Source organism: Acidobacteriota bacterium (assembly GCA_028875575.1).
Taxonomy (GTDB): Bacteria; Acidobacteriota; Terriglobia; order Versatilivoradales; family Versatilivoraceae; genus Versatilivorator.
In genome coordinates this window covers 1-18232 of record JAPPDF010000088.1, presented here as the reverse complement: position 1 = coordinate 18232, position 18232 = coordinate 1, and the positions used below count along the sequence as shown (strand labels likewise).

The following is an 18232-nucleotide window of genomic DNA, read 5'->3' as shown; positions in this document are numbered from 1 at the left end:
CCCGTTCCGGTTGCCTGCCCCGTATTCACTTCGTGGACAATCTTCGTTTCCAGTTGGGGAAAGCGAGCAATGCGGGCTATTGCAGCATTGCGCGGCGAGTGGCTGCCAACGTCGACCGCAACGATTCCTGGGGTACCTCCCGAATAAACGGTTTCATCAGCCAAGCCAATCCCATGGGAATATCCCGGGAGGGTGAGATCGTAGACAACTCCACATAGAGCCCCCGGTTTGTCTCCTCCAGCCTCCAATAGGCGTTGAGTCTCCAGAGGAATCCACTGTCTTCCTCAGACGGCAGTTGGATTTCGTCGGGTTCGCCGGCATTCCTGACTTCAGTGATACGAGTGCTACGAGACCGAATGTAGGCGCGTCCGGCGCCTGCCTCACGGATTTGAACTTCGTGTTCCGTGTTAAGCACCACCGTCAGCACGTTTTTTTTCACCAGCCGCAGATAGGTCGTCAAGCGATCGCCGTTGCGGGACAAGAGCCTAGCCCGCATTTCTCACCAGGGGGCATGATCATGGCGCAGGAATTATCCCTTCAGCGCGTGCTCGCGACCGAAGAGCGTAGCGGTTTCTACGGTCGAGGGAGCCTGTGCGCGCTGAAGGGAAAAGGACAAGCCAGGGCATGCCCAGCGCCGTCTGTGATGCGCAAGCCCTTGACATTGAGCCAATCAAGGTGTCGAAGAGAATCTACTTCTTGTAATGCCTCCAGCGGCCTGGTGAGATATGCGGGCTAGAGTCGACAACGTCCGGATAGATGTCTCGGTGGCGGTCATAGTCCTGAAGCAGTTTCAGAGTCTTGGGCAGCGACCCTCCGGGGATGAATACGGCCCCGGTCCAGTTCTGGATGATACCGCCCGGCACGGCCACCTCCCCCCCCGGCGTCCTGCTCAATCACGATCTCACCCGTTTCAACCATGGATCGGTTGCGCGGCGGATCGTCATTCCATAGAAACGGCCGCCGGCCGTTCATCCCTTGTTGGTAAAGATCTTCCTGGATTCCTATATATCCTTGGAAGGCCTGGACCGTTTCGGCCCCCAGCTTGACGGTTGGAAGGGATTGTCCGGAGCAAGGAAAGATTGCCGCCAGGAAAACCGGGAAAACCGTCAACGCACACAGGAAATGTCCGCTGATTCTCACCCTGATACTCCCTGTCGCCATGTGGCTACGAGGCGCCTTTCATGGAGATGTATGCTCTTGCGTGGGGGTTTTCCATGCCTGAGGTCGGGGGTAGGGCTATGCGCCATTCCCGGACTCGCCTGCAGCACTCTGCTCTCACCTGTTCCGCGTCGTTGGGGAGGGACAGCGCCTGCCGACACGCCACTACTCAATACTCGCTTATCCGGATACGGGAGGGACAGGATTTTTGTGAGACACCCCCCCGAGCGCACGCCCGGGGGCTCAAAAAGGCCGCAAATCCGTCCTGCGGATGCAGCCGTAACCGTAGGTCCAGGGAGGCTGTGAGCTCAATTCACAGTTCTTGTGGAAAATCCTGTGGAAAAACAGGGTCTGAGGACTGGAACTCGTTGATTAGCAATGAAAAAGACCAAGCTGCACACAAATAGGTGTATTGTTGTAAGTTATTGAATATAAACATCTTAATAAATCACGCCAAAATCAGCGTTCCTGTCGGAGAACATTCCGTCGGAACCCCTGCAATAACTGGGTTTTCCACAATCGGATTACGGGAATGCCCCACTGGGAGGGGGTTTTGGAGGTCCGATCCGTGTAGATCCAATAGCTGCAAGGCTTTCGCCCGGAAGGACGTGAAAAAGAGATGTCTTCCATGTTACGGATCGTCTCGCGGGAGGGTGCCGTTATGGGTGGCCGGAAAGGGGTGCCGGCGGGAGAGAGCGGGGAACGACGGCCAGGCTTGATCAGGTCGCTTGAACGATTGTGAGATACCTGTGGAGGCAATTTTCCAGGCCGTAGTCGAGGGAATCCACGGCGATGGCATGGCCGATGGAAACTTCGAGGATTCCGGGGATGGTCAGGAAGAGGCTCAGGTTCTTGAGGTTCAAGTCGTGTCCTGCATTGACTCCCAGGCCGAGTTGCCGGGCATGGAGCGCAGCGCTCCGGTAGTTGTGCAGTACTTCGTCCTGAAAGGCTCCTCCGAACGCATCCGCATAGGCCTCGGTGTAGAGCTCGATGCGATCGGCGCCCGTTGGCGGTACCCGGTCCACTTGAGCCAGGTCAGGGGCCAGGAAGAGGCTTGCACGGATTCCGGCTTCCTTCAGGTCCGCGATGATGGGCTGAAGTCGGTTTCCGTCCCGGCGCAGATCCCATCCGTGATCGGAGGTCAGTTGCTGGGGAGCATCGGGGACCAGCGTGCACTGGGTGGGCTTGACCTTCTTCACGATGTCCAGAAAAAAGGGCGTTGGATTTCCTTCGATATTGAACTCGACCGATTGCTCGGCGGCTACCGCGGCCAGATCGAACACATCCTGGTATCTCGTGTGGCGCTGGTCGGGCCGGGGATGAACGGTGATACCGTGAACACCGGTCCGGACGCAGCGCTGAGCCATGGCGACCAGGTTCGGCAGGTCCTTGTCTCGAGAGTTTCTCAGCAGAGCGAACTTGTTCAGGTTGACGCTGAGCTTGGTCATGGTTTCTTTTGGGTGCCGGGCCCGAGACTTCATTCCACGGCCAGACCGAAGCGGGTCGCCCTCGCCTGTGGCCGGCGCCTGTGGAAACGAACAACAGCCTTGGGCGAAAAAAGGCTCCAAGACATCCTAATGATCTTGCCTCGGATTTTCCAGGCTCGGATTCAACCCGAAATAGGGGAGAGTCCCATCGGGTTGGCCGTGCCCCCGTCTCCGACGTTGGGTGCGAGCTGGTGAACAATGCTGTCTAACCACAAAAGGCACAATAGTCACCATTGGTGTTTTTGTGCCTTTGTGGCCATTCCCGGCAAACGTCCCGCTGCCGAATCTTGCAAAGGCTCTACTTGATTGAACATGGATACACAGGATAAACAGGATAGTCAGGACGAGTGGCTGAGGCACAGGAAGCGGACTCGCTCAATGATCGGGTTCGTGCTTGAAGTCCTCCATGAGCTTGGAACCGGGTTTGGGAATCCTTCTTGGAAGCAGGGGCGATCGTTGAACTCAAGACGGTGGAAACTCTCGCCAAATAATCCTGTTTATCCTGTCCATCCATGTTGATAAACCATCTACTGATGCTTGCCCTTGAACCGGTTTCGCGATACCTGGCGCCAGGGAAAGGAGATCGGTCGGGTCAGCTTGATTTTCCGAAGTTCTCCGGCGGAAGACACCTGACGGTTGGTTCAAGAGGAGGGTTCAACTGCGACGCTCAGACGGCTATTGAAAGAACGCTGTCCGCAGACATAGAATGCCTGAGCGGGCGGACGGAACTTGCCGGGGGTGGGCGCGAGTGGCCTTGAAGGGCTCCAGGGGCTGAGGGTCAGAGCTCAGTCCCGGGTCGGTAAGGAGAAACGATGGTGCAAATCCCGTCAAGTCATCCTCTGAGTCAACTGTTTCGGCATCTGGTCGGGAGACGATTTTGCCGCGATGCCGGTGTCCGGGATGCCGAGGCCTGCAGTTACGTTTCGGAGGTCCTGATCCGGTTCACCCATATCGAGAACCTCTACAGAATTCGCAATGCTCGAGGACGCAGGTTGGAAGATGTGGCCGAAATGCTATTGGAATCCAATCCCCTGCTGGACGGGCGCTCGTTCGACCGCGAGCGCGAGGTAAGGCGCCACATAGGGGACTACACTCTATTTTTTGCAGGCATATTTCCGGAACGATTGGAGCACTTGCCTCGACTCAAGCGGCTGTCCCTGGACGTGTTTGTCGACTATATCCGGGCCGGAAAGGAGTCCTACGGTATAGTTTCCGCTTTCAACCTCTTCGAATATCGAAGAGAAGCGTCGCTGTTCCGGCGCCTGGCCGATGGCTTCGAGCAGTGTGTCTACGGTTTGAACCTGGTCAAGAGAGACCTTGAAACCCTGCAGCGAACACATTATTGCCTCTGGCAGGAAGCCCTGGATTAACCCTGAGCCGCTATTGAAAGCGGCTCCAAGATGAGTCACGCAATGGGGGAAGATGATGAAATCCGCTATTAGACTGATGTCGGTGGCCGGGCTCCTGGCAGGATTCTGCCTGCCTCTGACGGGAGCTGAACCGGAACTGGTCTCGGTGACAAAAATTTGGGATCGGGCGCCCCACAACGCCTTCACCGACCTGATTCGTTTCCGCGACCAATGGCTGTGCACCTTTCGCGAAGGCGACTACCACGGAAGCCGGCCGACCCGGGAGGTGATGCCCGAAGGGAAGTCGGGCAGGCCCGGTCAGATCCGGGTCATCGTTTCCAAGGACGGGGAGCGCTGGGAATCGGCGTCCCTGCTGAGTGAAAAAGGAGTGGATCTGCGCGATCCCAAGCTTTCGGTCATGGAAGACGGCCGCTTGATGCTTCTGGCCGGAGGGTGTATCGACGATCCCCTCAAGGAGGAGCAATGGGGCTATGTGACCCGAGCGCCGCGAGTCGCCTTTTCCCGGGACGGCCACCAGTGGACGCCGACACGCAGGCTGCTGGCCGAGGACCATTGGTTGTGGAGGGCTACCTGGCACGAGGGCAAGGCCTACAGCCTTTCCAAAATGGGCGAAACGCCCAATCCCCGCCGCGGTTTCCTTTACTGGACTCGCGACGGCCTGAATTGGCATTGGTTGACTGAATTCAAGCTCAAGGGAGTCAGCGAGACAACTTTGCGGGTCATGCCGGACGGTGAGATGATCGCCCTGATTCGGCCCCACTACCTGGGCAGAAGCCGACCGCCCTACAAGAAATGGCAGTTCCGCAAGATTGAGCACAGCATCGGTGGACCCAATTTCATTCGAATTCCGGACGGAAGCCTGTGGGCCGGCAGTCGGCTCAATGGCAAGACGGTCCTGTCGAGGATGACCCCGGAGAGCTTCGAACCCGTGTTGACCCTGCCCAGCGGCAGCGACACCAGCTACCCCGGCATGGTGTGGCACGATGACCTGCTGTGGATCAGCTACTACTCCTCACACGAAGGCAAGACCAGCATCTACCTGGCGAAAGTTCGATTCCGATGAATGCAACCGAGCCTCAACTTCCCCCACCGCCGCGGGCGCTGATTTCAACCAACCCCCTGCAGTGGATTCGATTCTTCGGGCCCGGAGCCATTCTGGCGTCGGTGACCGTCGGCAGCGGAGAAATCCTGTTTCCCTCGCGAGGGGGAGCCATTTTCGGTTTCAGCATACTGTGGGTCATCCTGTTCGTGGCATTCCTGAAATGGATCTTCGTCTACACCAGCATTCGCCACATGATTCTCAGTGGGGGGCATCCCCTGGAGCGATGGCGCAGGATCCCCGGGCCCAGCGGCTGGTTCCCGCTTTTTCTGATCGTGATCGTCGTCCTGGCCACGCCCCTGTGGTTCTCGTTTCTGACCGGACTGACGGGCCAGATCTGCACTGCCATCGCCGGGGTCGGGGACCAGTACCTCTGGGCGACCCTTGCGGTCGTGGGGGCCATTGCCCTCCTGTCGTTCGGCGGCTACCAGTTTCTGGAGAAGGCCCAGACGATCATATTGGGACTGATGGTGGTCTGCATCGTGGTGGCCGTGTTCTACGTGGCGCCGCCGTGGTTGCAGGTGCTCCAGGGCTTTTTCCCGCAAGCTCTCAGCTATCCCGATTGGTTGTACTCAATGATGCCTCAGATGAAGGATCGCTCGGTCTGGGTGGAGGTGGTGGTCTATTCCTCGGCCATCGGAGGGCAGAGCTACGACTACCTGGGATACCTTTCGTTTCTGAGGGAGAAGAAGTGGGGCTGGAGTCATCTCGAGACGGCAACGCCGGAGCAGCTCGAAGGGATAGCGGCCCGCAAGGATCACCCGGCACGGTTGTGGCTGCGGGCGGCTCTGGTCGACACCAGCGCCAGCTTTTTCATGGTGGTCTTTATCGGCGCCTGCTTTGCCATTCTGGGAACGGTGATATTGCAGCCGGACCAGCAGGTGCCGGAAGGCCTCCGCATGTTGACCTACCAGGCAGCCTTCCTCACCACCCTCCATCCCTGGCTGCTGCCGCTCTACCATCTGGCCGTTTTCCTGGCTTTCTTCGGAATCCTTTACGGAGGGCCGGAACTTTCCTATCGAGTTCTATTCGAATACCTGAAGTCCATGCCGCGCTTCCGGAACAGGCTGCCGTTGCGGGGTCTGAGAACCGGCTGGATTCTCTGGGCCCTGGGAGGGGGCATTCTGGTTCTGTGGTGGAGCCGGTTCAATCCCGAGGTTCGCCTGTTGGATATCGTAACCCCGGCCGGCATCTACACCGGTGTCCTCTCCTGCGGGTTCTATGCTCTGGCCAACCTGTGGGTGGACCGCCGCTTTCTGCCCCTTCCCTTGCGAATGGGAAGCTGGCTGGTGGCTCTCAACGTCGCCTCCGCCATCGCCCTTTCCAGTTTCGGACTCAAGGCGCTTTGGGATTACGATCAGTTTCGGGGCTACCTGGTGCTGGCTCTGTTCCTGGCTCTCTGTTTCCTGTTGGCCAGATTGCTGCGGTTTGTGGATCGTGCGGCGCTTCCCCATGAGACCGCCGGGAGCCCTGAGATCCGCGAACCCAATCCCTGAGATGGAGAAAACGCCATGAAGCTGGGGGTCATTTCATCGAATCTGATGCAGTATGAGTTCGAGGACGGTCTGCGCTACGCGCGCCAGCTCGGATTGGGGGCCATCGAGGTGGGAGCCTGCGGTCTGGCCAGCAACCGGAAGTACTGCGATCGAGAACGGCTGGTGGCCCACCGCGACGAAATTCCCCGCTGGCTCGAGGCCTTTGAACGCAATGAACTCGAAATCAGCGCGCTTATCGGACATGGGGCTCCGCTGATGCCGGACAAGGCGATTGCTCAGGAATACTCCCGCCAGTTCCGGCAGACCTGCCAGCTCATGGAGTGGGCGGGGATCCGCCGGATGACCCTTTTGTCAGGGCTGCCCGAGGGTGCAGAAGGCGATCGAACCCCGGTTTGGGTCACCTTTGCCGATCTCCCCTTTCTGCGGGACACTGTGGAGTGGCAGTGGGAAAAACGATTGATTCCCTATTGGCGGGAGCACGGCAAGATAGCCAGCGATCACGGGGTGACCCTCTGCTTTGAGATGCATGGCGGGGACCTGGTTCACAATCCGGTAACCCTCAAGAGGCTCCACCAGGAAGTCGGACCGGTGGTGGCCTGCAACTTCGATATTTCTCACATGTGGTTTCAGAGCATCGACCCTTGCGAAGCGGTCCGTTACCTCGGCAACCTGGTACAGCACGTGCATGCCAAGGATGCCCATATTCAGGCCCACAACCTCCGCCTGAGGGGTTTTAATGACTCGTCCTCTGTAGAATCCCCCGAGCAACGGCCCTGGAACTTCACCATTCCGGGTTGGGGTCACGGAGAGTCTGACTGGAAGGAATTCGTGACCGCCCTGCAGTTTGCGGGCTACGACCACGTCCTGTCGATCGAGATGGAGTGTGAATATCTCAATGTCGAGGAGGGGCTGAAGAAGTCGATTGATTTCCTCAAGCCCATCGTGTTCGAGAAGGAGCCGGGCCCGAAGTGGTGGGAGCTTGCCGGCATGAGCGATGCCGGCAGCTTGTGGAAGGAGGACTAGCCCGCCTTTCTCGCCAGGGAGCGCCCAGCACCGTGTGTGCAGGCTGAAGACTCCATACAAAGCACTGCAAGAGGTTAATGACCAACACTTTTTTATCGAATGCTCAACGGCCTGGTGAGAAAAGCGGGCTTGGGATGTCGCTGGCGATCGAGTGGGTGGGACTGGCCTGTTTCAGGTTGTGGCAGGACCATCGGCCTGTGCTGGTAATGGATCCCTATACTCCTTCCGCCGTGGGGCTGGGAGGTCCGGATGTCCCGTTCCTCCAGGCTGACAAGGTGATCGTCAGTTCCCTCACCGACCGGGGTCACGCCTGCATTCAGGTGGTTGAAGGGAATCCTCCGGTGATTAACGCCCTGGACCTGGCTGAGGGTCGGGGTCGGGCGGAGATGAACGGAGAGCCGGTTGTGACCCTCAAGGCAGCCGAGGCTCCAGACCATCCGGAAGGCGCCGATGACAATGCCTTGTACGCCTTCAGGGCCGGAGACCTGTGGATTCTGCACATGGGAGACCTCGGGTATGAGTTGAGTGCCGACCAGTTGGCTCCCTTTGCCGGTCGTTGCGATGTCCTGTTGGCCATCGTCGGCGAAAAGCTCACCCTCACTCTGGACGAATTGGACCCGATGATCGAGATTCTCCAGCCCAAGTGGATCCTTCCGATGCATTACTACCTCCCTCCCATTGACGGGGACATGACGCCGGTGGAAGTCTTTCTGAAGAGGCGTCCCCGAGATCCCTTGGTCCATGTGCGACACCACACCGTGCCTCTGCCGCCCCCCCGTTTCTCCTCCGATCGGCCTACCCTGGTGGTGCTGGAACCCTCTGGCTATAGACCAGGGCTTTCAGGAGGAGGACTCTGAAAATACCTGGCGAAAGCGCTCCAGGGCCAGATGGCTGTCCCCCTCCGGAAAGGCCTCCAATCCCACCGTGCCGTGATAGGCGATCTCCCGGAGAGCGGCAGCCACCCGGGGGTAGTGAATCTCGCCCGTGCCGGGCTCGTGGCGCCCGGGGACGTCCGCCACATGCACGTGCCCGATGACTTCCCGATGGTCTCGAATTGCCTGGACGACGTTGCCTTCCTCCACCTGAGCGTGGTAGACATCGACCAGCAGCCGGATGCGCGGGCTGTTGACCTGCCGGATCAATCGAGCCCCGTCTTCCAGATGGGGGAAGGGGTAACCGGCGTGGTCGACCTTGGTATTGAGCACTTCGAAGTTATACGATACATCTTCCTTTTCGGCGATTTCCGCCAGTTCGCACAGGCACCGGTAGGCGGTAATCCATAGGTCCGCGGGATGCTCGGCGATGGCGTGCACTACCCGGCCCTCGCGGTCGAGCTCGCCGGAAGCGACGGCCAGGTTCCTGCATCCGATCCTCCGGGCCACCGAAAGGTTTTTCCTGGCGCCTTCCAGGAAGGTCGCTACTCCGTCGGGGTGAACCATGCTGCCTGGACCCCACCCCGGCATGGAAGCGATTTGAATGTCCGGATCGGCCGCGATGGCATCCAGCGCCTCATCTTCCCAGCCCCAGAGTTCCACCGAGAAACCGGCAGCCGCGACTTCACGGACCCGCTGCCGGAAGGGAAGATTCGGGAAGACAGTGCCTTCGCAGACGGAGAGGTGGAACATGCTGGCTCCTTTCGGTGCTGGATGACGGGTCGAACGGCTGCTCGCGTCCGATTCCTCCAGCTTGCAGACCGGGTCGGTCCGCTCGGTCCTACGCTTTCTTGGATACCGCGCAGTGGACTTTACGCCACCCCCGGCGTGTTTGCAAGGATCAGCTCCGGCTGTGGTGTCCAGCCGGCGCCTCATAAGTCAATCCATTGAAGGGTTGCTGAAAGGAAGGAATCGATGAGCAGTCGCTTGAGGGAGTTGCTGAAGACTGAGGAGATTCTCTACGGGGTCATCTGCCGCGATACCACCATGACCGACCTGGAGTTGATGGCCCAGCTGGGCTACTCCGTCGTCTTTCTGGATCTGGAGCACGGTCCGCAATCGACGGCGGAGGTGCTCAGGTTGGGCCGGACGATTGCTCATCTGGGAATGGTACCGATGGCCCGCATTCCCGAGTTGACGCGGACCCAGGTGCAGCGGCTTCTGGATGGAGGCATGGAAATCCTGACCTTGCCCGATGTCAGGAGCGCCGCTCAGGCCGCCCGGCTGGTGCAGTTGGGCAAGTTTCCCCCCTTGGGCGAGCGAGGCGTGTCGAGTTCCTCGGCCGGCACCGGCTTCACGCTTGGAAGCGATCCCAGGCGTGCGCTCGGCGAGGCCGACCTCAGGACCTCACTGATGGTGATGATCGAAAGCGACGAAGGCTACCAGGCCCTGGATGACATTCTCGAGGTGGAAGGGATCGACATGCTGACCGTCGGAGAAATGGATTGGTCGGTCAGCCTGGGTCTCTTCGGTCCGGAGGCCAAGCGGGCCCTGGCTCCCAAGATCGAACGGGTGCTGGAGGCAGGCCGCCGCAGCGGCAAGATCCTGTCGATGGGCGGAGGGCACCCCCAACAGGCGCTGCAGTATCGAGCGCTGGGGGTCCGTCTCTTTTTTGTGGGCGTGGATGTCAACCTGAAGCGCAGGATGCTGTCGGAATCGCTGTCCGCATTCAGGGGAGTGCTCGGCTGAGAAATGCGGGCTGCCATCCGGTCGGGTCAGAGCATGCCGAGCGGCACCTCGTGGTCGGGAGCGGGAAAGGCTTGATCGATGGACTTGAAGTCCTCGCTGGAGAGTTCCCAATCCAGGGACCGGCTGTTTTCCCTTACATGTTCCTCCCGGCTCGCCTTGGGAATGGTGAACACTTCCGGATGGCGGGTCAGGAAGTTCAGAACCACCTGCCTGGCCGTTCGTCCCTGTTTCCGGGCGATGGCCGCCAACACCCCTCCACCTCTGCTTCCCGGCGAAGGGAAGCTTGAATGGCCGAAGGGGCTGTAAGCCACCACGGCGATCTGTTGCTCGGCGCAGTAGGGGAGAAGCCCGTACTCGATGCCCCGGTCCCCAAGGTGGTAGAGCACCTGGTTGCAGGCCAGTCGTTCATGGCGCAGCGCTTGCTGGGCTTCTTTCAATTCCTCCAAGTCCAGGTTGCTGACCCCGATGAACCGGACGCAACCCCGCTGCACCAGGGTTTCCATGGCTCGCATGGTTTCCCGGATGGGGTGACGGCCGCTCCAGTGGAGCAGGTACAGGTCCAGGCTGTCCGTTTGAAGCCGCTTCAGACTTCGCTCGCAGGCCCTCAGGGTTCCGTCGTAGGAAGCGTTGTAGGGGAGCACCTTGCTCACCAGAAAGACATCGCTCCTCCTGGCGCCGATTGCTTCCGCCGTCAACTCTTCCGCCCGGCCGTTACCGTACATCTCGGCGGTATCGATGTGAGTCAGCCCCAGGTCAAGCCCCAGTTGCAGGGCCGCCACGGCCCGCTGCTCCTGAGCCTGACTGCCTTCGATCATCCAGGTCCCCTGGCCGATAATCGGAACCTCAACGCCAGTCCAGCCGAATTTTCGTTTGGTCATGGGCATTATTGATCGTCACATTTTGTCCGGTCGCTGAGAATGGCGCCTTGGGCTTCGAGTAGTTCGGTTTCTCTATCGCTGTAACCGACTTCGCGCATCACATCCCGAGTGTGCTCTCCCAGCAGCGGCGCTCCTCGGGTCAACGAGGTCGGCGTCGCCGAAAACTTGACCGGCGTCCCCAAGGTTGCTACCTGACCCAACCGACTGTGCGGGACGTCGGTCACCATGCGGCGCGCCTTCACTTGCGGGTCGGCATGCATGGCCGCGATGGAGAGCACCGGTCCTGCCGGGATCCCCGCGGCTTGGAACTTTTCCAGCCATGAAGCGGTGGTTCGAGATCGAAAGTAGGGAGTCAACTGCTCGACCAGCGCGGCCAGGTGATTCATACGCCCGGCATTGTCGGCGAATCGCGGATCGCGTCCCAGTTCCGATGCTCCGAGAGCCTCCAGCAGCCGCTCCCAGTTGGCCTGGTTGGCGGCCCCAACGTTGACCCAGCCATCCCGGGTTTCAAACGATTGGTAGGGAGCCATCAGGGGATGGGCCGACCCCATCGCGGTTGGGGAGATACCCGTCGCCAGATAGATTGCCGACTGCCAGTAGGTGTGAACGATTCCGGCTTCCAGCAGGGACGTGTCCACCAGTTGCCCCTCTCCGGTCCGCTGCCGGTGAGCATAGGCCGCAACGATTCCAAGGGCCGCCAGGATGCCTGCGGTGATATCCGTCATTGGGGCCCCAACCTTTACCGGAGCCCTCCCGGGCCCTTCACCGGTAATGCTCATCAATCCGCTCATTCCCTGGGCAATGAGATCGAATCCTCCCCGGTCGGCATAGGGCCCCGTCTGTCCGAAGCCCGACAGGGAGCAGTAGATGAGTCCGGGATGATCCGATTTCAACCGGTCATAGCCCAGACCCAGCGCCTCCATCATGCCCTTGCGAAAGTTTTCGATGACGACGTCGCTGTTTCCGGCCAGGCGGCGGAAGACCTCCCGCCCTTTCTCGGACTTCAGATTGAGTCCGATGCCGCGCTTGTTGCGGTTCATCATCAAGAATGCAGCCGACTCTCCCTGGATCTCGGGTGGAACGGCGCGCCGGGTGTCGTCGCCTCCGGGGAGGCGCTCCACTTTGACGACGTCCGCTCCCAGATCGGCCAGCATCAATCCACAGGTGGGACCGGCCATGACGTGGCTGGCTTCCAGGACTTTCATGCCGAGCAGGGGACCGGTGCGATCGGAGGTTGGCTGCGGGTTCATGGTCAACCGGCCTTGAATCGCGGCTTGGTCTTGGTGAGGAAGGCCCGGTATCCTTCCCGGTGGTCCTCGGTGCCGACAATCTCGAAACCCTGGTCCACTTCAGCCTCGGTCAGCGGCTTGGGATCCAGGAGGCGGTAGGCAAATCTCTTGTGCAGGCGGTTGGCCAAGGGGGCCCCGTCCGCGATGCGGCGAGCGGTGGCGTAGGTTTCCTTTTCGACCTCGCCGTCGGCAACCACGCGGGTGACCAGGCCCTTGGCCTTGGCCTCTTGGGATCCGAAGACCCGCCCCTCCAGAAGAATCTCCAGGGCCGTTGCCCGGCCCACCAGGTCGATTAGAGCCCGGATTTCAGGGTAGGCCATGGTGATGGCGATCCGATTGACAGGCACTCCGAATCGGCTGGATTCCCCGCAGATCCGGAGGTCGCACATGGACGCCAACTCCAGACCCCCGCCGACGCATACACCCTGGATCATGGCGATAACCGGATGTTGGCAGTCCCTGATGGATTGCATGGCTTCCTGGATCAGGGCGCCGTAAGCCCGTGCCTGCTGGCGATTAGAGCGGTGCGCCGAGAATTCGGAGATATCGGCACCCGGCGAGAAGGCCTTTTCGCCGGCTCCGCGCAGGACAATGCAGCGCAGCGCCTCATCCGAGGAAAGCTCTTGCATCGCCTTTCCCACCCGCAGCCACAACTCCCGGCTGAGCGCGTTCAGCTTGTGCGGGCGGTTGAGAATAACCGTTGCGATGTCTTTTTCCCGCCGGGTCAGGAGAATGTCGTCCATTGGATTCAAGTCAGCCCTGAAATCGGTGGCAGGAACCAGCCAATTTCGAATCGATTGCGGATAGGGTCATACCAGGACAATTCCCCTGGGTGCAATCCCAGGGGTTTCGGTAAGCCGCCAGGGCGGCCGCAGCACATAGCCGTGGGCGCCAGCCCATGGAAGCCGCTGAAGCCCTCACAGATATCCTTTCAGCGACGGATCTGTCAAGGAAGCGCCACGGACGGCGAGCCTGCTCAGCGAAACATTTTCCCCGGCTACAGTGGCTCGGCCGAGCCCGTGCTTCCCGGACGGGCGGGCAGTCGTATTTCAATTCGCAGCCCTCCTCCGGAGGCGTTGGAAGCGGCCACGGAGCCGTTGTGCAACTGCACGGCCTGCCGGGTGATGGTCAGCCCCAGTCCGGTGCCGCCGCTCTGTCGTTCCCGGGCCGCGGCCACCCGGTAGAAGGGTCGAAAGATCTCGCCGAGTTCCGACTCGCGCACTCCGTCTCCCCTGTCGCGAACCGTAATCACGGCCATGTCCCGGTTCGCTCCAGCCAGTTTCAGTTCAACCTCGACCGCGGTTTCGTCCGCGGTGTAGTAGACGGCGTTTCGGACCACGTTCTCAACGGCGCTTCTCAACAACTCTCGATTGCCCAGGGCCACGCAGGCCTGGCTGCAGAGGATGCGTACGGCCTTTCCCGAACCGCGGGCTTCGTATTCGGCATCGGCCACCACCTCCGCCACCAGTTGGTCCAGGGCAATGTCGTTGCGGGCCGGCGCCATCGTGCCGCTCTCGATGCGGCTGAGAGTCAGCAGGTGGCCTATAAGCTCGTTGAGGCGTCCCGCTTCCAGCTCAATACGGTCCAGTTCATCGTCGGATCGACCCTTCATGCGTTGGCGAATCAGCGCCAAGGCCACATTGAGGCGAGCCAGGGGCGAGCGTAGCTCGTGGGAGATGTCACTCAACAGGCGACGCTGAGCTCCCACCATGATCTGGATGCGTTCGGCCATTTGGTCGAAATCGTGGCCGAGTTCGGTCAGTTCGTCTTGGCGGCCGCCCGGCGCTTTTCCGACCCTGGCGGCCAGGTCCCCGTCCGCCAGTTTCCGGGTCGCTGTCCGAAGCTTCTTCAGGGGAGCGGTCAGATAACAGGCCAGGCCATAGCAGACCAGTCCGGCCGTCAGAAACACGGCCAGGATGCGAAGCACCTGGGTCTGGATGTCGGCGTCCAGAATGCCCAGGGCTCTGAGGATGGGTAGCGGCCGCCGGGGGCGTCCGGGTGGGTTTCCCGGAAGTCGGGCCCGGATGTCTCCCGCCAGGACGAACCGGCGGCCGGCGGGCGAGACCACGCTCTGGGCCACCAGGCGTTCTCCCTGTACGATCTCCACCAGGCGATCGTTGCTTCGCGCGGCCCTGGCCGCCAGGTTCCTGACCCGACTTGATGGAACCGGCCCGGCCAGGAGCTCTCCCGCTTCGTTGAGGAAGGAGACATTGAAACGACGCCGGCGATTGAGTCGATTGATGTTTCGCCTCAGGCCCGAGGGGCCGTCCCTTTCCAGAATGTCGGCCGCCCGTTGCGCAACCAGGGGCATGGTCATCCCGATCCATTGGCGCTCCCGGCGCTCGACCTGCTCCGAGATGGTGGCTCGGGTAGTGAAATAGAGGGCCATGCCCACCAGGGCCATGGCTGCCCAGAACCAGATGAAGATTTTCAGTACGAGACTACGCATGATTCCAATTAGTCTGTTCCCTGTTCCTAAGGTCCGGGATTGGGATAGACGTAGCCGACTCCGCGGACCGATTTGATTCGTTCGACTCCATTGACGTGACGGCCCAGTTTCTTCCTCAGGTTGCTGACGTGCATGTCGATGCTGCGGTCGAAGGGGTCGAACTCGCGTTCCAGCAGGGTCTGAACCAACTCCTCACGGGGCAACACCTGTCCGGCCGACCTGAGCAGCATATCAAGGAGGTTGAACTCCAGCGTGGTCAGCACCACCGGTTGGCCGTTTCGCATTACTTTCCAGGCATTCCTGTCCAGCTCGATGTCTCCCACTCTCAGGAGCGGATGACGATCGGTGTCGGGCTCGAGCTCTCTGTTGGGACGGGAGCGGCGGGAAACGGCCCGGATGCGCGCAACCAGTTCGTGTGGATTGAAGGGCTTTCCCAGGTAATCGTCGGCGCCGATCTCAAGTCCCACGATTCTCTCCACGTCCTCGGCTCTGGCCGACAGCATGAGCACCGGGATGCGCGATTCAGCTCGGATGCGGCGCAAGACGTCGAAACCGTTGACGCCGGGCAGCATCACGTCCAGCACTACCAGCGAGTAATCGCCCGAGAGGGCTCGTTCGATGCCCTCCTGCCCGTGGTTGACGGAGTCCACCTGAAACCCTTCCGCTTCCAGATATCTGGTGACCAGCGAACACAATTCGGTATCGTCATCGACGACCAGCAAACGATCCATGGTGACCCCGACAGGTGGTGGGCGCGGTCCGGTATGCCTCCGTATAACTAAGGGTACTGTTTTGGATCGGTGCACCTCAACTGTCAAGAAAACGGATTGACAAAACTCTACAGAACGCTGACGCACTCTTTACACCCCCTTCCCCGGGAGCGACGTATATATGGGTAAGAGTCAGGCGAGGAGCGAGGTTGCTGTCAAGGCTCTTGAAAATTCCAGAAAAGGAGGAAATTCCAATGTTTCAAACTTCAAGCAAAACTCAAACCGGAAGGATCCTGGCAAGAGGCGTGGTGGTCTCGGTCTTCGCTCTGGCGTCGATTCTCCTGGTGGAATCCGCGTTTGGCCAGTTCGCGGGCTTCAGGGGTGGAGGTGGTCGGGGGGAGGGTCCCGGCGGCAAGGGCAGGATCGGGATGCGGGGTGCGATGATGGTCGAGTTCCTGGGTTTGACCGAAGCCCAACAGGCCGACATCAAGAAAATCCGAAAGGCCGCCCGGGATCAATCCAAACCGATTCGCAAGCAACTGCGGACCAACCGCAAGGCTCTGGGAGAAGCCGTCAAGGCAGGGGACACGACCAAGATCGACACTCTGGCCACCAAGCAGGGAAAGCTCCAGGGACAGTTGGTGGCAATCGGCGCCAACACGCGGTTGGATGTCAAGAATGTCCTGACGCCGGAGCAGCAGCAGAAGTGGACTTCGTTTCAAGAGAAGCTTAAGGCCCGTTGGGAAGAGCGCAGGGAACGCAGACACCAGCGTCGCGGCGGCGGCCCCGGCGGAGAGTAATCGCTGGACATCGCCCCCACGGGGTTTGCCATTCTGGAAACGTTGGTTTGGGCCCGACTCTCCGGTCGGGCCCAATCTTGTTGGTGTGGGCTCGGACTGGAGAGGATCGAACGCAATGATCGGCGGTCAACCAGAAATGAAATTGAAAAAGGGAGGAAGAGATGGGAACCAATAGAGCCGTGGTGTTCTCGGCGATCCTGGTTTTGGGGCTGTCCGTGGAGCTGCTGGCGGGTGAAAAACCCAATTTCTCCGGCACCTGGATCCTGGACCCCGAGAGGAGTGAGATGGGCAGGGGAGGACGCGGTTCCGGCACAGGCCGTTTCGGGGCCGGCAGATCCCGTGAAGGCGGCCGGCAGAGGGGCGGCGGTCCCGGCAGGCGCGGCATGGGTCGCATGGGCCGGGGAGGCCTGAGGGGTCCCTTGACCATCGATCACAAGGAGGGGATGCTCGTCATCCGACAAACCCTGAATTTTGGGGGCGAAGAACGGGTCCGGACATCCAGGTTCGCCACGGACGGAAAAGAGTCGACCAACCCGGGGTTCGGCGGCATGTCCACACCGTCCAAGACCTATTGGGAAGGGAATCGGCTGGTGACCGAATCCAGCATGGAAACCCCCATGGGGCTAATGCAGTCAAAGGAAGTTCGCAGCCTCTCCGATGACGGCAGGACCATGACCGTGGTCAGAACCACCACGGGCGGACCGCGGGAGCGAACTCAGAGGTTGGTCTACGTGCAGCAAGCGGCTCGCTGAACCGCCGGCGATCGGAAAGCCCGATACTAGGGGCCTCTCCCAATGGTCTTTCCGCAAGGCCATTGGAAGAGTGGGTCCGGTCTTGACGAATCTTTACGAAACGTTGACCGACTCTTTACCTCGCTAGCGCCTCGATCGGCATCTGATCCTGTGGACCACAAATCTACGGGATATGAAACCCGAGAAGGAGGGCGTCATGCAGTTTCTCAAGAAATTTGTGCTCATTCCCTGCTTGACATTGAGCCTTGCCGGCGGTGTGCCGTCGTATGCCAAGGCCCGCAAGAACTCCGATCTGGACGAGATCGGGAATCGAAACGTCAACAAGGGGAACTTGAACATCATCTCGATCGAGAAGGAGATCGCTCTGGGCCGTCAGCTCTCCCAGCAGATCGAACGTCAAGTCAAGCTTGTCGAGGATCCTGAAGTCACCGAGTACATAAACCGGGTCGCCCAGAACCTGGTGCGCAATTCCGACGCCAAGGTGCCCTTCACCATCAAGGTGATCGACTCGGAAGAGATCAATGCCATGGCTCTACCTGGGGGATTCCTCTACGTCAACAGCGGACTGATCACCGCCGCCGACAGCGAATCCGAGATTGCCGGCGTGATGGCCCACGAGATTGCCCATGTGACCGCCCGGCACGCCACCGAGCAGCAAACCAAGGCCACCATCGCCAACTATGCCATGATCCCTCTGATTTTTCTCAGCGGAGGGATTGCGTCGGCGATCTACAATGCATCCAGCTTCCTGATTCCGATGCAGTTCCTGCGGTTCAGCCGCAAGGCGGAAACCGAGGCCGACTACCTGGGGCTTCAGTACATGTACAAGACCGGGTACGACCCCACCGGGTTCGTTTCCTTCTTTGAGAAACTGCAGTCCAAGAAGAAGAAAAAGAAGGGCAAGCTGGCCACGGCGTTCTCGACTCATCCGCCTACCCACAAGCGCATCGAGAAGACTCAGGCGAATATTGAGGAGATTCTTCCGGAACGGGAGCAGTACGTGATCAACACCACCGAGTTTGACAGGATCAAGGCCAAGCTTATCGCCATGGAAAATGCCAGGAGACCCTCCTCGGGAGAGACGAAAGGGCGACCGAGCC

Annotated in this window: 18 protein-coding genes; 9 read left to right on the top strand and 9 right to left on the bottom strand. The window is 60.1% G+C overall.

From position 1 onward, the window contains the following. Positions 1–76: 76 nt before the first annotated feature. The 3 genes from OXI69_14190 to OXI69_14180 all read right to left on the bottom strand — a co-directional run bounded on the left by OXI69_14190 (position 77) and on the right by OXI69_14180 (position 2606). Positions 77–496: a hypothetical protein gene (locus OXI69_14190; GenBank protein MDE2667291.1), complete on the bottom strand. Its 420-nt coding sequence runs from the start codon at positions 494–496 to the stop codon at positions 77–79. Between the two features lie 193 nt (positions 497–689). After that, positions 690–863, bottom strand: coding sequence for a hypothetical protein (locus OXI69_14185; GenBank protein ID MDE2667290.1), 174 nt, complete (start codon positions 861–863; stop codon positions 690–692). 1014 nt (positions 864–1877) lie between these two features. Further along, positions 1878–2606 carry a pyridoxine 5'-phosphate synthase gene (locus OXI69_14180; protein MDE2667289.1) on the bottom strand — a complete coding sequence of 243 codons (729 nt, stop codon included), beginning with the start codon at positions 2604–2606 and terminating at the stop codon, positions 1878–1880. An 851-nt stretch (positions 2607–3457) separates the two neighbouring features. Between OXI69_14180 and OXI69_14175 the strand changes: the two genes are divergently transcribed. The 5 genes from OXI69_14175 (at position 3458) to OXI69_14155 (ending at position 8490) form a co-directional block, all read left to right on the top strand. Beyond that, a complete protein-coding gene (locus OXI69_14175; GenBank protein MDE2667288.1) occupies positions 3458–4015 on the top strand; it encodes a hypothetical protein in 558 nt (185 codons plus the stop codon). A 55-nt stretch (positions 4016–4070) separates the two neighbouring features. Beyond that, the gene (locus OXI69_14170; protein ID MDE2667287.1) at positions 4071–5078 is read left to right on the top strand and encodes an exo-alpha-sialidase; all 1008 of its coding nucleotides are present in this window, start codon (positions 4071–4073) and stop codon (positions 5076–5078) included. Continuing rightward, positions 5075–6610, top strand: coding sequence for an Nramp family divalent metal transporter (locus OXI69_14165; protein ID MDE2667286.1), 1536 nt, complete (start codon positions 5075–5077; stop codon positions 6608–6610). The genes OXI69_14170 and OXI69_14165 overlap by 4 nt, the downstream gene beginning before the upstream one ends. A gap of 15 nt (positions 6611–6625) precedes the next feature. Beyond that, complete coding sequence (locus OXI69_14160; protein ID MDE2667285.1) at positions 6626–7633, top strand: sugar phosphate isomerase/epimerase; 1008 nt, start codon at positions 6626–6628, stop codon at positions 7631–7633. A gap of 134 nt (positions 7634–7767) precedes the next feature. Next, positions 7768–8490, top strand: coding sequence for an MBL fold metallo-hydrolase (locus tag OXI69_14155; GenBank protein ID MDE2667284.1), 723 nt, complete (start codon positions 7768–7770; stop codon positions 8488–8490). Here the strand turns inward: OXI69_14155 and OXI69_14150 are convergent. Continuing rightward, positions 8473–9258: a TIM barrel protein gene (locus tag OXI69_14150; GenBank protein ID MDE2667283.1), complete on the bottom strand. Its 786-nt coding sequence runs from the start codon at positions 9256–9258 to the stop codon at positions 8473–8475. The genes OXI69_14155 and OXI69_14150 overlap by 18 nt on opposite strands. A gap of 222 nt (positions 9259–9480) precedes the next feature. Here OXI69_14150 and OXI69_14145 point away from each other — a divergent pair, with 222 nt between their 5' ends. Continuing rightward, entirely contained in the window at positions 9481–10254 is a 774-nt protein-coding gene (locus OXI69_14145; GenBank protein MDE2667282.1) for an aldolase/citrate lyase family protein, read from the top strand. A 26-nt stretch (positions 10255–10280) separates the two neighbouring features. Here the strand turns inward: OXI69_14145 and OXI69_14140 are convergent, their stop codons facing one another. From OXI69_14140 to OXI69_14120, 5 genes are all read right to left on the bottom strand, one after another. After that, entirely contained in the window at positions 10281–11132 is an 852-nt protein-coding gene (locus tag OXI69_14140; GenBank protein MDE2667281.1) for an aldo/keto reductase, read from the bottom strand. 5 nt (positions 11133–11137) lie between these two features. Continuing rightward, a complete protein-coding gene (locus OXI69_14135) occupies positions 11138–12382 on the bottom strand; it encodes a CoA transferase (GenBank protein MDE2667280.1) in 1245 nt (414 codons plus the stop codon). A 2-nt stretch (positions 12383–12384) separates the two neighbouring features. Next, positions 12385–13164, bottom strand: coding sequence for an enoyl-CoA hydratase-related protein (locus tag OXI69_14130; GenBank protein MDE2667279.1), 780 nt, complete (start codon positions 13162–13164; stop codon positions 12385–12387). Positions 13165–13418: 254 nt separating this feature from the next. Further along, positions 13419–14870, bottom strand: coding sequence for an ATP-binding protein (locus tag OXI69_14125; protein MDE2667278.1), 1452 nt, complete (start codon positions 14868–14870; stop codon positions 13419–13421). A 26-nt stretch (positions 14871–14896) separates the two neighbouring features. Then, entirely contained in the window at positions 14897–15601 is a 705-nt protein-coding gene (locus tag OXI69_14120) for a response regulator transcription factor (protein ID MDE2667277.1), read from the bottom strand. A gap of 233 nt (positions 15602–15834) precedes the next feature. Here OXI69_14120 and OXI69_14115 point away from each other — a divergent pair, with 233 nt between their 5' ends. The 3 genes from OXI69_14115 to OXI69_14105 form a co-directional block, all read left to right on the top strand. Continuing rightward, positions 15835–16380 (top strand): Spy/CpxP family protein refolding chaperone, encoded by a 546-nt coding sequence (locus OXI69_14115; GenBank protein ID MDE2667276.1) that lies wholly within the window; start codon positions 15835–15837, stop codon positions 16378–16380. Positions 16381–16541: 161 nt separating this feature from the next. Further along, a complete protein-coding gene (locus OXI69_14110) occupies positions 16542–17132 on the top strand; it encodes a hypothetical protein (GenBank protein MDE2667275.1) in 591 nt (196 codons plus the stop codon). Positions 17133–17328: 196 nt separating this feature from the next. Beyond that, the coding region (locus OXI69_14105; GenBank protein MDE2667274.1) for a M48 family metallopeptidase at positions 17329–18232 on the top strand (904 nt) is incomplete at its 3' end.